Consider the following 13,633-nt stretch of genomic DNA (forward strand, 5'->3'; position numbering starts at 1 on the left):
GCGAGAGCACCGGTCCCCGTGCGTCAGTGGCCGCCCGGCTCCTCGATGGCCGCGGGACGGGACTGGGCTGCCCGGATGCGCTCCACGTCGAGTTTGGCGGAGCGGTCGAAGCGGTAGACGCCGTTCTCCTCCTGGAAGACGTCGGTCAGCTGTGTGTAGCAGTAGCCGAACATCGCGGGGTCCTGCAGCAGCACGCCGGTGAGGCCGCTGAAGCGCTCGTGGAACTCCTCCTCGTTGCGCACCCGCTCGCCGTAACCCCAGGAGACGGTGCGGTCCTCGCCGGACAGCTCGGCCGCGGCCTCGGGGTTCCACCAGATGCCGCCGAACTCACTGACGAAGTACGGCTGCCCCCGGTAGGGCTGGGAGTAGGCGGCCCCGTTCTCGTAGGCGTTGACGAACGGCGCGCCCTTGGCCAGACCGGCCATGAGCTGCCGGAAGGTCTCCGGATCCTGCTCGTAGTTGTGGGCGTCGTAGATGTCGGTCTCCGCGACCCGGTGGGCGTAGCCGGACGCGTCGATCACGGGACGGGTGGTGTCCAGCGCCTTGGTGGCGAGGAACATGGCCCGGGTGACGTCGTCGAGCCCGGTGATGCGGTCGTGCAGCTTCTGGTACGTCTCGTTGAGCGGGCACCAGCCGACGATCGAGGGGTGCGAGTAGTCGCGTTCCACGGCCTCCAGCCACTGGCTGACGTAGGAGGCGTCGGGCTGCTGGTTGTTCCCCGACGAACCGCCTGTCTCGCAGCCCCAGTCGCCGAACTCGCCCCAGACCAGATAACCGAGGCGGTCCGCGTGGTAGAGGAAGCGCTCCTCGAAGACCTTCTGGTGGAGCCGGGCCCCGTTGAAGCCCGCGTCCATCGCGAGCTCGATGTCGCGGACCAGCGCCTCGTCGGTCGGCGCGGTCATCAGCCCGTCCGGATACCAGCCCTGGTCGAGGACGAGCCGCTGGAAGAGCGGGCGCCCGTTGAGAGTGACCGCCTTGCCCCGTACGCCGACGGCGCGCAGCCCGGCGTAACTCTCCACCGAGTCGAGCACCTCGCCCCGCTCGTCGGTGAGTTCGAGCCGGAGGCAGTACAGGTGCGGGTCGTCCGGACCCCATTCGCGCCGCCGCTCCTCCGGGACCGGGAGGTGGAGGCGGGGCGCGAGGTCGAGGTCGGCGCGTGCCTCGGCCCGGCACACCTCTCCGTCCCCGTCACTCAGGACGGCCCGCACGTGGTGGCCCGGCACGTTGCCGGACAGCGGGAGCTCCAGGTGGAAAGCGGAACCGGCCAGGTCCGGGGTGATGCGCGGACGCCTCAGATGCACCTCATGGACGGGCTCCAGCCAGACGGTCTGCCAGATGCCGGTCACACGCGTGTAGTTGCAGTCGTGGTTGGCGTACTTGATCGCTTGTTTGCCACGGGCCTGCGGGCCCGAGCGGGGGTCGCGGGCCCGGACGGTGACGACCACGTCCTCCCCGGAACCGGCGATGTCGCCGAGATCGGCGGAGAACGGGGTGAAGCCGCCGCGATGACGTGCGACCTCGGTGCCGTTCGCCCAGACGGTCGTGTCGTGGTCGACGGCTCCGAAGTGCAGCAAAACCCGGCGTCCCGCCCACGCGGCCGGCAGCGAGAGAACCCGTCGGTACCAGACGGCCTCCAGGAAGTCGGTGTAGCCGATCCCTGACAGCTCGGACTCCGGCGGGAAGGGGAGGAGGATCTCCCCGTCCAGCTCACGGGTGAGGAGACCACGCTCGAGACCGCTGTCGCCTCTGTCGGTCTCGAACTGCCAGAGGCCGTTCAGGTTGAGCCAGTCGCGACGGACGAACTGCGGTCGCGGGTACTCCGGGCGGGGTACGGAGTGAGTGGGCACACATGCTCCAGTGAGTCGTCGGGCCGGCGGCGGACCGCCGGCCCCGGGGTGGTGCGGAGGAAGGGGAGTGCGGGGCGGATCAGGATCCGCCGAGCCCGGTGGTGGCGACCGAGCTGACGATGCGGCGCTGGAAGAGCAGGAACACCACGACCAGCGGCAGCGCCGCCAGCAGGGCCGATGCCATGGCCTGGGCGTACTGGATCCCGAAGGCGTCCTTGACGGTGGCCAGCCCCACCGGGAGCGTCATCAGGTCGGGATCGTTGATGACGATGAACGGCCACAGGAAGTTGTTCCACGCACCGATGAACACGAAGATGGAGACGGCCGCCACGATCGGCCGGGAGAGCGGCAGCACGACCGACCGGAAGACGCGCACCTCGGACGCGCCGTCGAGCCGGGCCGCGTCCTCCAGCTCCCGGGGTATGCCGTCGAAGAACCGCTTCAGGATGAACACCATCATGGGCGCAACGACCTGGGGCAGGATCATCGCCGCGTAGGTGTCCACCAGGTTGAACATCATCATCTGCTCGAACAGGGGCACGACGAGCAGTTGCGGCGGGACCATGACGGCTGCGACGGTCACGGCCATCAGCCCACGGCGGCCGCGGAACGTCCCGCGCGAGAAGCCGTAGGCGGCCAGGGTGGAGATCGCGACGGTGATCAGGGTGACCAGTCCGGCCACCAGGAAACTGTTCGCCGCCCAGAGGACCACGTTGCCGCGTTCGAGGATCTGCTCGTAGGCGGACAGGGTGAAGGCGCCCTTGAACGGGGACAGCCCCGGCTTGGACACGTCCTGCTCACTCTGGAGAGAGGTGGCCACCGCCCAGAGGAACGGCAGCAGCCAGACGGCCGCCAGCACGGTGAGCGCGGTCCCGGCCAGGACGCGCGGCAGCCGGCCGTGGCCGAGGAGCAGAGGGGATCCGGCCGAGTCCCTGGGTGGGCGGCGCCGGGTCCGCACGGTGGTTGCGGTGGTGGACATGGGTCAGTCCTCCTGGCGGAAGAGACGGAGCTGCGCGAGCGAGACGACGATCACGAGGGCGAAGAAGACGTAGGAGACCGCGGAGGCGTAGCCCAGCCGGTAACCGGTGAACCCGACGTCGTAGACGTACTCGAGGATGGGGCGGGTCGAGCCGTTGGGGCCGCCCTTGGTGAGGATGTAGATCTGGTCGAACACCTTCAGCGACGCGAGGATCTGGAGCATCGAGACCAGGACGGTGGTCCTGCGCAGCTGGGGGAGGGTGACGGACCACAGGCGGCGCCATGCGCCGGCGCCGTCGAGCGCGGCGGCCTCGTCGTACGTCGTCGGCAGGGACTGCAGAGCGGCGAGGTAGAGCAGGAAGTTGAAGCCGACCGTCCACCACACCGTGAGAGCGGCCACCGACCACATCGCGACGGCCTCGTCGGACAGCCAGCCGACCGGTTCGAAGCCGAGCGTCCTGAGCAGTTCGTTGCCGAGGCCGATGTCCGGCTGGTAGAGCCAGGTCCAGATGAGGGTCACGACGGTCACCGGCAGCAGGTACGGCACGAAGAAGGACAGCCGCCACACCCACTGGCCGGCCAGCCCGCTGTGCACCAGGAGCGCCATGACCAGGGCGACCAGCACCAGGGGGATGCTGGAGAGGGCGGTGAAGAGGACCGTGTTGCCGAGACTGCTCCAGACGTCCGGATCGCCGAAGGCCTCGGCGTAGTTGTCGAATCCGACGAACGATGTGTCGCGCAGCGCGAGGGAACTGTCGGTGAAACTCATCCAGACGCCCTGGACCACGGGCCACACCAGGAAGAGCACGAAGGGGACCGCGAAGGGCAGGACGAAGAGCAGGCCCGGGCCGCGCCGGCGGGAGCCGCGACGGGGAGGCGGGGGGAGGGGCCGTCCGCCGGTGGGCGCGGGGGCGGCGACGGGCGTGGTGGTGGTCACGTCGGTAACTCCTTCTGCTCGGTCAGGCCACCGGATTGGGCTGCCGCAGCAGCGTGTTCGCCTCACGGACCATCTGCCGCACCGCCTTCTCGGCGGAGGTGTTGCCGAGCAACGCCGACTGGAGGGGCTGGCACATGCGGTTCTGGAAGTTCGATGCCGCCCCGGCGAACCAGTTCGGCGGATCGAGGACCGCCACCTCCCCGGCGTCGGCGTACGAGGACTGCGGCTTCAGCGCCGCGTACTCCGGCTCGGCGAGCACCGGCTGGTACGCCGGGATGTGACCCGCGCTCGCCCAGGTCAGGCTCTGCTTGAGTATCTGCGCCACGTAGCGGTGCGCTTCCCTGCGGCGGGCCGGGTCCGGGCTGCTCTGGTGCGGCAGGACGAAGCTGTGGGAGTCGGTGTAGACGGCGGGCCGGCCGAACACCTGCGGGAAGGGCGCGGCTCCGAGCGGGATCTCGGACTTCTGGAGCGTCGGCAGCTCCCACTCCCCGAGCATGGCCATGCCTCCGCGACCGCCCAGGAAACCGGCCAGCGCGCCGTTGTAGTCCAGGTTGTTGGGATTCGTCTTACCGTCGAAGAGCTGCTGCATGAACGACACGACCTGTACCGCCGCGTCGGTGTCGATCTCGGCCGGGCCGCCGTCCGGCAGGGTGAAGGCCGCCCCGGTCTGCGCGTAGAGCGCGGCGAACTGCCGCCAGCTCTGTGCGGTGTCGGTGACATGGCCGAAGAGGATGCCGGATTGCCCCGTGACGTCGGCCAGGGCCTTGCCCGCCTCCAGGAGCGCCTTCGGTGAACCCATGGGGGCGAGTTCGCCCTTGGGGTCGAGGAGACCGGCCTCGCCCGCGGCCTTCCGGTCGTAGAAGACGATGAACGGGTGGACGTCCAGGGGGATGGCGTAGACACGCCCCTGATGCTTCGTACGGGACCAGACCGCCGGTGTGAAGTCCTTCTCGGTGACGCCGAACTCGGCCAGCAGATCGAGGTCGAAGGGGTCCAGCAGGCCGCCGGGCGCGTAACCGGCCAGCCGGGACAGGTGCAGGACCGCCACGTCGGAGGCGCGTCCGCCCGCGGCGGACACGGCGAGCTTCGTGTAGTACGACGGCCCCCAGTCGAGGATCGTGCGGTCGATTTGGAAGCCCTCGGGACCCTGGGAGACGGCCTTGATCATGTCGTTCATCAGCATGCCGTCACCGCCCTGGAACAGGTCCCAGACGCTCAGCGCCGAGGCATCGGAGGCGGAGGCCGGTGAGGAGCACCCGGCCAGTGGGCCCATGGCGAGCAGCGCGCCCGCCCCGGCTGTTCCGTGACGCAGGAACCGGCGACGGCCGATCCCGGGTGCCGGGCCGGAGCCGGGCACGGCCGACGCCTCGTGGGCGGAGGACGAAAAACTCATCGCGGACCTTTCGACGGCCGGACGCTCATGCCGGATCGGCGGTGGACCCGCCTGTGCGGGCGGGTCCACCGCACACGACAGGTGGGGGCCGCACTGGCTGAAACGGTGCGGTCACATGTTTTTACATCGATGTACATTGGCTGTAAAGAGTTCGAGCGGTACGGGTGTTGGAGACCTGCGGGGCGCGCTTCGTACCGTGTCCGACGCCTCCGACGGCCCCCGGAGCGCCGGGACATAGAATCGGCAGCGTTCGAGGGCAGGGAGGTCGGCCGTGGCACGGCCCAGGATCAAGGACGTCGCACGGCACGCGGGGGTGTCGGAGAAGACGGTCTCCAACGTGATCAACGACTATGTCCATGTCTCCGAACGGACCCGGCGCGTGGTCCGCGAGTCCATCGAGCACCTCGGGTACCGGGTGAACCTGGCGGGCCGCCATCTGCGGAAGGGGCGCACCGGCATCATCGCCCTCGTCGTTCCGGAGCTGGACGTCCCGTACTTCGCTGAGCTCGCCCGGCACGTGATCCGCGAGGCGGAGCAGCTCTCCCTCACGGTGCTGATCCATCAGAGCGGAGCGGACCGCGAGCACGAGCTGGCCGCACTCGCCGGCTTCGGCTCCGACTTCGTCGACGGGATCATCCTCAGCCCGCTCGCCCTCACCGCGGACGACGTACGTCAGCGGGCTGGTGTTCCGCCGACCGTGCTGCTCGGGGAACTGCTGGAGGAAGGGGCCGACCATGTCGCCATCGACAACGAGAAGGCCGCGCGTCAGGCCACCGAGCATCTGATCGCCCTCGGGCGCCGGAACATCCTCGCGGTCGGTGGACACGAGGCCCCCGGCCTCGGGACCGCCCAGGCCCGCACGCGTGGCTACCTCGCGGCCCTGGCCGAGGAGGGCCTCACCCACCACCCGGACGCGCTGCTGGCGGTGGACGACTTCAGAATGCCCGCCGGCGCCCGGGCGGTGACCCGGGCACTCGATGCCGGTCTGCGGCTGGACGCTCTGCTGTGCCTCAACGACCAGCTCGCACTGGGGGCGTTGCGGGCGCTCCACGAACACGGGCTCCGCGTGCCCGAGGACGTGGCGGTGATCGGTTTCGACGATGTGGAGGGGGGCCGGTTCAGCGTCCCGACGCTGAGCACCGTGGCGCCGGACAAGGCGGCGGTGGCCAGGGTCGCCGTCCAGCTCCTGAACCACCGCATCGAGGAAGCGGCCGCGCTGACCCCGCGGACGGACGACCCCGGGGGCTTCGGTGTCCAGGCGCCTCAGGACCGCGTGGTGGCTCACCGACTCGTCCTGCGTGAGAGCACGGAGGGCCCCGAGCCCCGCTGACGTCGGCTGCGGCTCCGCACCGGCCGGTGTGCGAAACCGGGTGCCCCCACACCGCCTCCTTCGCGCGGGCGCTCGACATGCCCGCGCCCGCGGAACCCGGGGGAGCCGTGGGGAGCCGTTCCTCTACGCCGACCCCACCATCGCCGCGGTCACGGCGATGAGCAGTCCGATGTAGGCCCATGCGTGGGCGCGGTCGGGGATCCGCGGCGGGATGCGTCGCAGTACCGCGATGACCGGCAGAGCCCCGAGGAGCAGCGCCGAGGCGGCGCGGACGTCGATGAGCCCCACCAGGTGCACGTGCGCGTCGATGGCGGCGGGGACAGCGGCGGCGCCCAGGGACACCGCGGTGGCCGGCAGCGCGATGGCGAGGGTCAGAGGGTTGGCCAGCGCGGTCGCCGTGTGCATGGTGTGTCCGGCCCGCCGCATGGCGGGCACGGTCATGACGCTGCCGCCCACCCCGAGGAACGCCGCGACGGCACCGACCGGCGCGCAGAGGACGGCGGGCAGGGGCCGTGGAGCGTCCGAGGCCGCCCGGGTCCGGGCGGCCGTACGCAGGAAGCCGGGGCGCAGAAGCAGGTCGGCGACGGTGAGAGCGACGTAGGCGACGAACGCCCAGCGGGTCGGCCCGGCCGGGGCGAGGCGCGTGGCGAGGGCGCCGGCCACGGCGCCGGCCGACAGGAGGAGCAGCAGCGGACGGCTGCCCCGGAGGGCGACGAGTACCCGCCGCGGTGTGACGGCTGTGGCGAATCCCGCGTTCACCACCATCACCAGGGCCGAGGTGGCCGTCGCCACCCGCATCGCGTCCCCGCCGAGTGCGGCGTCGGCCCACACCACCACCGGCACCGCGACGAATCCGCCTCCGAACCCGAACAGCACCGTCGTCACCCCGGTGAGGAGCCCGACCCCTGTCAGCATCACCACGTCCATGCGCCCTACTCCACCAGCCGCAGAGGGCGTCCCGCATGCGATGGTCGGCGCACTTCTTTCGCGTTCCAGCCAGTACGGTTGAGGGGTGAGGAACATCCCGCTGACCGAGGTCGACCACGTCGACCGGGTCGTCCTGCCGATCGGCACCGACTACCCGCCCGGTCACGTACTGGACTGGCACGAACACCGCCGCGCGCAGTTCCTCTACGGAGCCACAGGGGTCATGGTCGTGGACACCGCCGACGGGACCTGGACCGTCCCGCCCGAGCGTGCCGTGCTGATTCCGGCCGCTACCCGGCACCGTGTCCGCATGCTCGGGGTGAGCACCCGGAGCCTGTACATCGAGCCGGACGCCATCCCCTGGTGGCCCGCCACCTGCACGGTCGTCGACGTTCCTCCCCTCCTGCGTGAACTGCTTCTGGCCGCCGTGGAGTTCGAGCCCGACTACAGCCTGTCGGGGCGCGAGGGAACCATCACCGCGCTCCTCCTGCACGAGATCTCCGAGCGCGCCCCCCTGCCGTTCCACGTGGGGATCCCGGCCTCCACCGATCTCGCGAGGATCTGCCGCGCGTACCTGGCGGCCCCGGACGCCGGCGTCACCAACGCCGCCTGGGCCGCCGGAACGAACATGAGCGAGCGGGCCTTCACCCGGCGTTTCCGCATGGAGACCGGTGAGAGCCCGGCTGTCTGGCGGGCCCGTGCCCGTCTGCTCGCGGCTGTGCCGCTCCTGCGCACCGCGTCGGTCAGTGAGGTCGGTGGCCGCCTCGGCTATGCCTCTCCCGCCGCGTTCACCGCAGCTTTCACGCGTGCCTTCGGCATGCCGCCGTCCCGCTTCGCGGCCGCAGGGGCCGGGGGCGCGCGCAGAGCCCCGCTCCGGGCGACCGGTCGCTGAGCACTGCGCCACGGTGACCGTAGGCTAAGCCCTGGTCAACGCATCGGCGGGCGGCTTCCGAGCGGGGGCGGGGGGCCTGAGCCCTGCGCGGTTCCGGCACAGGCCGGCCATGGCCCGCCCGCTGACCGGACGCGTACGATCCATCAGCAAGGAAGTCCATGCAGGGAGTTCTCACCGGTTTCGCGGTGATCGCCGTCGTCATCGGCATCGGCTACGTCCTCGGGCGCCGCGGACACCTGGGAGACGAAGGCCGGACGGTCCTGACCAGGCTCGCCTTCAACGTGGCGACCCCCGCCCTGCTCTTCACGACCCTGGCGGGCGCGGACCTGTCGGTCATCTTCTCCCAACGGCTCCTCGTCACCGCGGCGGGAACCGCCTCCGCGGCCGCCCTCTTCATCACCGTAGGACTCCTACGACGATGGGGCACGGGACGGATCACCATCGGCGCCCTGTGCTCCAGCTACGTCAACGCCGGCAACCTCGGAATCCCGATCGCCGTCTACGTGCTGGGCGACGCCTCCCTCGTCGCCCCCGTCCTGCTCTTCCAGCAGATCGTCGTCACCCCGCTGGCCCTGACCATCCTCGACCTGAACCGGCCCGGCGAGCCCCGTCCTCTCGCGCAGCGCCTGACCACACCGCTCCGCAATCCGATGGCCGTCGGCTCACTCTCGGGTGTCATCGTGGCCGCCACCGGATGGACCGTCCCGTCGCCGGCCCTCGAACCCCTCACCCTCATCGGCAACATGTCGGTCCCCGCGGTCCTGCTGGCCTTCGGGATCTCCCTGCGAGGCAGCGGCATACCAGCCCGGGGGGACGACCGGCCCGCCATCGTCCTGTCCGCCACCCTCAAGACGACCGTCCAGCCGCTCATCGCCTGGAGCATCGGCGCGGGCGTCTTCCATCTGCAGGGCGCCGCTCTCCTCGACGTCGTCGTGACCTCGGCGCTGCCCGCCGCGCAGAACCTCTACACCTACGCCTCGCAGTACCGGGTCGGCGAACAGATCGCCCGGGAGTCCATCCTGCTGTCCACCGTGGCCTCGATCCCCGTACTGATCACCGTCGCCGCGCTTCTGGGATAGCCGGCCCCGTGCCCGCCGGGCCGGCGACCGTGCGCCGCCGCTAGTGTTCCCGTCCGAAAGGCAAATGGCCGTGAGCGCCATGCAACCGACACAGGACGGGTGGGCGCTATGAGCGACATGTGGACCGGGGAGAAGGTACGTCTGCGAGGTGTCGAGCCCGACGACTGGGAGGGCTTCTGCGACCTGGCCCGGAACACCCTCGACGTCCGTGACGCGGACCAGGTCGAACCTCCGCGCTCCGCCGAGAGTTTCCGGTCCTGGACCGCCGATCGGGCCGGGCGCCCGCCGGGAGGCGAAGCCTTCCGCCTGGTGGTCGAGGGGCTGGCGGACCGGGCTTTCGCGGGGTCCGTGACAGTCGGAGAGACCGACAGCCGTGCCGGACGGTTCAGGACCGGCATCGTGATCAGCCGCGACCACCGCCGCAGAGGGTACGCGGCCGAGGCGACGGAACTCGTCCTCACCTACATGTTCGCCGAGCAGCGCTACAACAAGTGCGAGGTGGAGGTCTACGCCTTCAACGAAAGCTCACTCGCGCTCTACCGCAGGCTGGGCTTCGTCGAGGAGGGCCGGCTCCGCGAGCACGAGTTCTTCGCCGGCGGCTACCACGACGTGGTGCTGCTCGGCATCACCGCCGCCGAACACTGGGCCACACACCGGCGTCCCTCGGTGCGGTGACGGAATCCGGAGAATCCGCGCCTGACGACGCTGGTGGGAGAAGTGCCGGTGGGGGACCCGGAGTTCCTGACGTGGTGGGGCGACCACCGCGTGGCACACGGACGGCGGGAACCAAGGCGCTTCGCCACCCGGTCGTGGGGCGAACTCGCCCTCGACCGGTCCGCACTGACCGACGCGTCCGACCCGGACCTCATCGCCCTGACCGCCGCGCACGGCACGCCTCCCACGACGGCCTGCGTCTCCTGGGCGTCCTCGCAGCCGCACCATCCACGTAGCCACCGTCGGTGACCTGTGAGGCGTCAACCGGGAGCGGGCCGGGTAAGGTGACAGCAACTAAGTGAAGGTAGCCTTACCTAAGTTCAAGGAGTTCCGGTGACCAACCCCTTCGAGGACGAGAACGGCACCTACCTGGTGCTCGTCAACGACGAGGGACAGCACTCGCTGTGGCCTGCCTTCGCCGAGGTGCCCGGCGGCTGGACCGTGGTCCATCAGGAGGACACCCGTCAGGCCTGCCTCGACTACGTGGAGCAGAACTGGACGGACCTGCGGCCCAAGAGCCTGATACGGAGCATGTCGGCCGGTTCCGCGTGAGCTCCTCCGCAGAGCTGTCCGGCCGTACTCCTGAGGCCCTGTCCGGGGGCGGGCGGTGTCCCGGCCGCGAAACGCGCGAGGCGTTCGTCCGGAACCCCGGACGAACGCCTTCGAGCGGTGGGAGAGCCTGGCTGAGTACCGGTCAGGACTCCTCGGCGGCCGCGGTCCTCGGTGCCGGGGCGGCGACCGCCGGTGCCGACTCGTCACGCCGTGACCGGTGGGCCATCCAGGCGGCGACCAGTGCGCCCGAGATGTTGTGCCACACGGAGAACACCGCGGCCGGCAGGGCGGCCAGCGGGCTGAAGTGAGCGGTCGCCAGCGAGGCGGCGAGCCCGGAGTTCTGCATGCCGACCTCGAAGGCCATGGCGCGGCTTGCGGGCCGGCCGAGCCCTGAGATCTTGCCCGCGCCGTAACCGAGCGCGAGTCCGAGGCCGTTGTGCAGCACGACGGCGATCAGCACGGTCACGGCGGCCGACTTGATCGTGCCGGCGCTGCCCGCCACGACGGCGCAGACGATCGCGGCGATGGCCAGCGACGACAGCCAGGGCATGAGGCCCAGCACCCGGTCGATGAGCTTGCCCGCGACGAGCCGCACCACGAGGCCGCCGAGAACCGGAAGCAGCACCGTCTTGAGGATGTCCGTGATCATCGAACCGGCGTCCACCGGCAGGTACGCACCCGCGAGCAGCAGTGTGAGCGGGGGCGTCACCAGAGGGGCGACCAGGGTGGAGACGGTGGCGACGGAGACCGACAGTGCCACGTCGCCGCGGGCCAGGAAGGTCACCACGTTCGACGCCGTGCCACTCGGCGCGCAGCCGACCAGGATCAGTCCGGCCGCCAGTTGCGGCGGCAGCCCGAGCAGGTGGGCGATGGCCCAGCCCAGCCCCGGCATGATCACGTAGTGGGCGACCAGCCCGATGGCCACGGCCCACGGGCGCTTCGCCACACCCCTGAAGTCGAGGGGAGTCATCGTCAGGCCCATGCAGAACATGACGATCCCCAGCAGGTACGGAACCGATTCCGTCCAGCCGTCGAACGTGCCGGGGGTGACGAGACCGGCTACGCCCGCCACAAGCACGAGGACGGGGAACACCGTGACGGCGCGCCTCGCCGCCTTGTCGTCGGAGGCCGGTTGATCAGGGGATATCTGTTCGGTTTGCACAGGCGCGATGAGACGCCGCAGGCGTGGGCCTTCGCAAACGCGTCTCACCATGCGGACGCGATGTCCAGGATGCGTCCACTCGAAGTCCCCGCCTACCAGGGCCGGAGGCGCAGCTCGCGCCCCTGCCAGCGCCTCCGCAGCCAGCGGTCGTGACCGGCCAGGACGATCGCTCCGGGGCCCGCACCCATGGCGGCCTCGAGTTCGTCGCAGAGCCGGGGGGACAGGTGGTTCGTGGGCTCGTCGAGCAGCAGCAACTCGGGCGGATGCGCCACCAGGAGGGCCAGCGCGAGCCTGCGGCGCTGGCCGACGGAGAGGCGCCCGACCTGCTTGCCCAGGTCCGCCTCGCTCATCAGCCCCAGCGAACCCAGTGGTACGGCCTCCGCACGCTCGCTCCCGAGGGCGTGCGCGTAGGTGGCCCGGACGGTGCGGTCCGGCCGTGCGAAAACGGTGTCCTGGGCCAGCATCCCCACCGAGAGGCCGCCCTTGCGCCGCACGTCGCCGTCCGCCGCGAGACGTCCGGCGAGGACGGCCAGGAGCGTCGACTTCCCCGCCCCGTTGTCACCCGTCACGAGCAGCCGCTCGGTCGCCGCCACGTCGAGGCGGTCGACGGCGAGGCGGCCCCGCACCCGCACGTCCCGAAGGGAGACGAGGAGCCCGTCCCCGGAAGGCCCGGCGAGGGCGGTGCGCCGGAACCGCAGCGGCTGCGGAGGCTCGGCGATCCGGTGCCGTTCGAGTTCGTCCAGCCGACGGGCGGCGTTGCGCGCCCGTCGCGAGATCTGGCTCTGCACCCGATTTGCCCGGACGCCGTAACCCATCTTCTCGTTGTCACGCGGTCCACGGTCCGGGGCGACGCGGTGCGTGGTCGTGCCGATCGACCGGTGAAGTGCCTCCAGCTCCTCCTGCTCCTCCGCGAAACGCCGTTCCCAGCGCCCCCGTTCGGCCCGCTTCTCGGCCTGGTAGGCGGTGTAGTTGCCGCCGTACCGCACCGGCCCGTCCATGGCGGGGTCGAGGTCGACCAGGTCCGTGCACACGGCGTCGAGGAAGGCCCGGTCGTGGCTCGCCACGACGACGGCGCCGGGCAGGCCGCGTACCTGCTCCTCCAGGAACTCCGCGGCACGGTCGTCGAGATGGTTGGTCGGCTCGTCCAACAGCAGCGCAGAAGGCCTCCGGACCAGCAGGGAAGCCAGGGCGAGACGCCCGCGCTGCCCACCGGACAAGGAGCCGAGCGTCCGGTCCCGCCGGATCCCGCCGAGGCCGAGGCCTTCCAGCACCATCGTGGCGCGCCGGTCGGCGTCCCATGCCTCCTGCTCCTGGGCGCGCTCCAGCCGCCGGCCGTAGGTGTCGAGCAGCGCGGCGTATCCGGGGGAGTCCTCGTCGGCGCGGGCGAGTTCTCCGGAGAGGCGCTCGACCTCGGCGAGATCGTCGCGGACCTCGCTCAGTGCCTCGTCCAGCACGTCGGCGATCGTGGCGGCGGCGGCGAACGGCATCTCCTGGTGCAGGAAGCCCAGATCGGCCGGGCGGGTGATGCTTCCCGCGTCAGGTTCGTCGGCCCCGGCGAGCAGACGGAGCAGTGTCGACTTGCCGACGCCGTTCTCCCCGATCAGCCCGATGCGGTGGCCAGGGGGTGCCGTGAGGGAGAAGCCGTCGACCACGCGCCCGTCGCCGAAGGAACGGACGATGTCGCGTGCGAGCAGGGCTGCGGAGGCGTCGGACATGGGAGATGACCTCGTGTGCGTGCGGGCGGACAGGCTTCCGCCCGGGGCGGGCAGGGGGAACGGGAACGACACAGGGCCTCGCGGCAGCGGCGCTGTCGCGCACCTGC

Annotated in this window: 13 protein-coding genes; 6 read left to right on the plus strand and 7 right to left on the minus strand. The window is 70.9% G+C overall.

Annotation, left to right across the window (positions count from 1 at the left end; all coding sequences use genetic code 11):
* Positions 1–23: 23 nt before the first annotated feature.
* The 4 genes from ACIBCU_RS37070 to ACIBCU_RS37085 form a co-directional block, all read right to left on the minus strand.
* Entirely contained in the window at positions 24–1,847 is a 1,824-nt protein-coding gene (locus ACIBCU_RS37070; protein WP_399236955.1) for a glycoside hydrolase family 2 protein, read from the minus strand.
* Between the two features lie 79 nt (positions 1,848–1,926).
* Entirely contained in the window at positions 1,927–2,826 is a 900-nt protein-coding gene (locus tag ACIBCU_RS37075; protein WP_399236956.1) for a carbohydrate ABC transporter permease, read from the minus strand.
* 3 nt (positions 2,827–2,829) lie between these two features.
* Entirely contained in the window at positions 2,830–3,762 is a 933-nt protein-coding gene (locus tag ACIBCU_RS37080) for a sugar ABC transporter permease (RefSeq protein WP_362929977.1), read from the minus strand.
* A 22-nt stretch (positions 3,763–3,784) separates the two neighbouring features.
* Complete coding sequence (locus ACIBCU_RS37085) at positions 3,785–5,155, minus strand: extracellular solute-binding protein (RefSeq protein WP_399236959.1); 1,371 nt, start codon at positions 5,153–5,155, stop codon at positions 3,785–3,787.
* 271 nt (positions 5,156–5,426) lie between these two features.
* On the opposite strand from ACIBCU_RS37085, the gene ACIBCU_RS37090 reads away from it, so the two are divergent.
* Complete coding sequence (locus ACIBCU_RS37090) at positions 5,427–6,485, plus strand: LacI family DNA-binding transcriptional regulator (RefSeq protein WP_399236961.1); 1,059 nt, start codon at positions 5,427–5,429, stop codon at positions 6,483–6,485.
* Positions 6,486–6,608: 123 nt separating this feature from the next.
* On the opposite strand, the gene ACIBCU_RS37095 is transcribed toward ACIBCU_RS37090, so the two are convergent.
* Positions 6,609–7,412: a sulfite exporter TauE/SafE family protein gene (locus ACIBCU_RS37095; RefSeq protein WP_362929983.1), complete on the minus strand. Its 804-nt coding sequence runs from the start codon at positions 7,410–7,412 to the stop codon at positions 6,609–6,611.
* 85 nt (positions 7,413–7,497) lie between these two features.
* Here ACIBCU_RS37095 and ACIBCU_RS37100 point away from each other — a divergent pair, with 85 nt between their 5' ends.
* From ACIBCU_RS37100 to ACIBCU_RS37120, 5 genes are all read left to right on the plus strand, one after another.
* The gene (locus ACIBCU_RS37100; protein WP_362929985.1) at positions 7,498–8,304 is read left to right on the plus strand and encodes a helix-turn-helix transcriptional regulator; all 807 of its coding nucleotides are present in this window, start codon (positions 7,498–7,500) and stop codon (positions 8,302–8,304) included.
* Between the two features lie 158 nt (positions 8,305–8,462).
* Positions 8,463–9,383 (plus strand): AEC family transporter, encoded by a 921-nt coding sequence (locus tag ACIBCU_RS37105; protein ID WP_399236964.1) that lies wholly within the window; start codon positions 8,463–8,465, stop codon positions 9,381–9,383.
* A gap of 108 nt (positions 9,384–9,491) precedes the next feature.
* Positions 9,492–10,058: a GNAT family protein gene (locus tag ACIBCU_RS37110; RefSeq protein ID WP_362929989.1), complete on the plus strand. Its 567-nt coding sequence runs from the start codon at positions 9,492–9,494 to the stop codon at positions 10,056–10,058.
* Positions 10,059–10,106: 48 nt separating this feature from the next.
* A complete protein-coding gene (locus tag ACIBCU_RS37115; protein ID WP_399236966.1) occupies positions 10,107–10,346 on the plus strand; it encodes a hypothetical protein in 240 nt (79 codons plus the stop codon).
* An 84-nt stretch (positions 10,347–10,430) separates the two neighbouring features.
* The gene (locus tag ACIBCU_RS37120; RefSeq protein WP_362929993.1) at positions 10,431–10,649 is read left to right on the plus strand and encodes an MbtH family protein; all 219 of its coding nucleotides are present in this window, start codon (positions 10,431–10,433) and stop codon (positions 10,647–10,649) included.
* A 142-nt stretch (positions 10,650–10,791) separates the two neighbouring features.
* Here ACIBCU_RS37120 and ACIBCU_RS37125 read toward each other — a convergent pair whose 3' ends face one another.
* Together ACIBCU_RS37125 and ACIBCU_RS37130 are read right to left on the minus strand one after the other, a co-directional pair.
* Positions 10,792–11,862, minus strand: a complete 1,071-nt coding sequence (locus tag ACIBCU_RS37125) for a bile acid:sodium symporter family protein (RefSeq protein WP_399236968.1) — start codon at positions 11,860–11,862, stop codon at positions 10,792–10,794.
* Between the two features lie 41 nt (positions 11,863–11,903).
* Entirely contained in the window at positions 11,904–13,526 is a 1,623-nt protein-coding gene (locus ACIBCU_RS37130) for an ABC-F family ATP-binding cassette domain-containing protein (RefSeq protein ID WP_399236970.1), read from the minus strand.
* Positions 13,527–13,633: the final 107 nt, after the last annotated feature.

It is taken from the genome of Streptomyces sp. NPDC051064 (genome assembly GCF_044455985.1).
Lineage (GTDB): Bacteria > Actinomycetota > Actinomycetes > Streptomycetales > Streptomycetaceae > Streptomyces.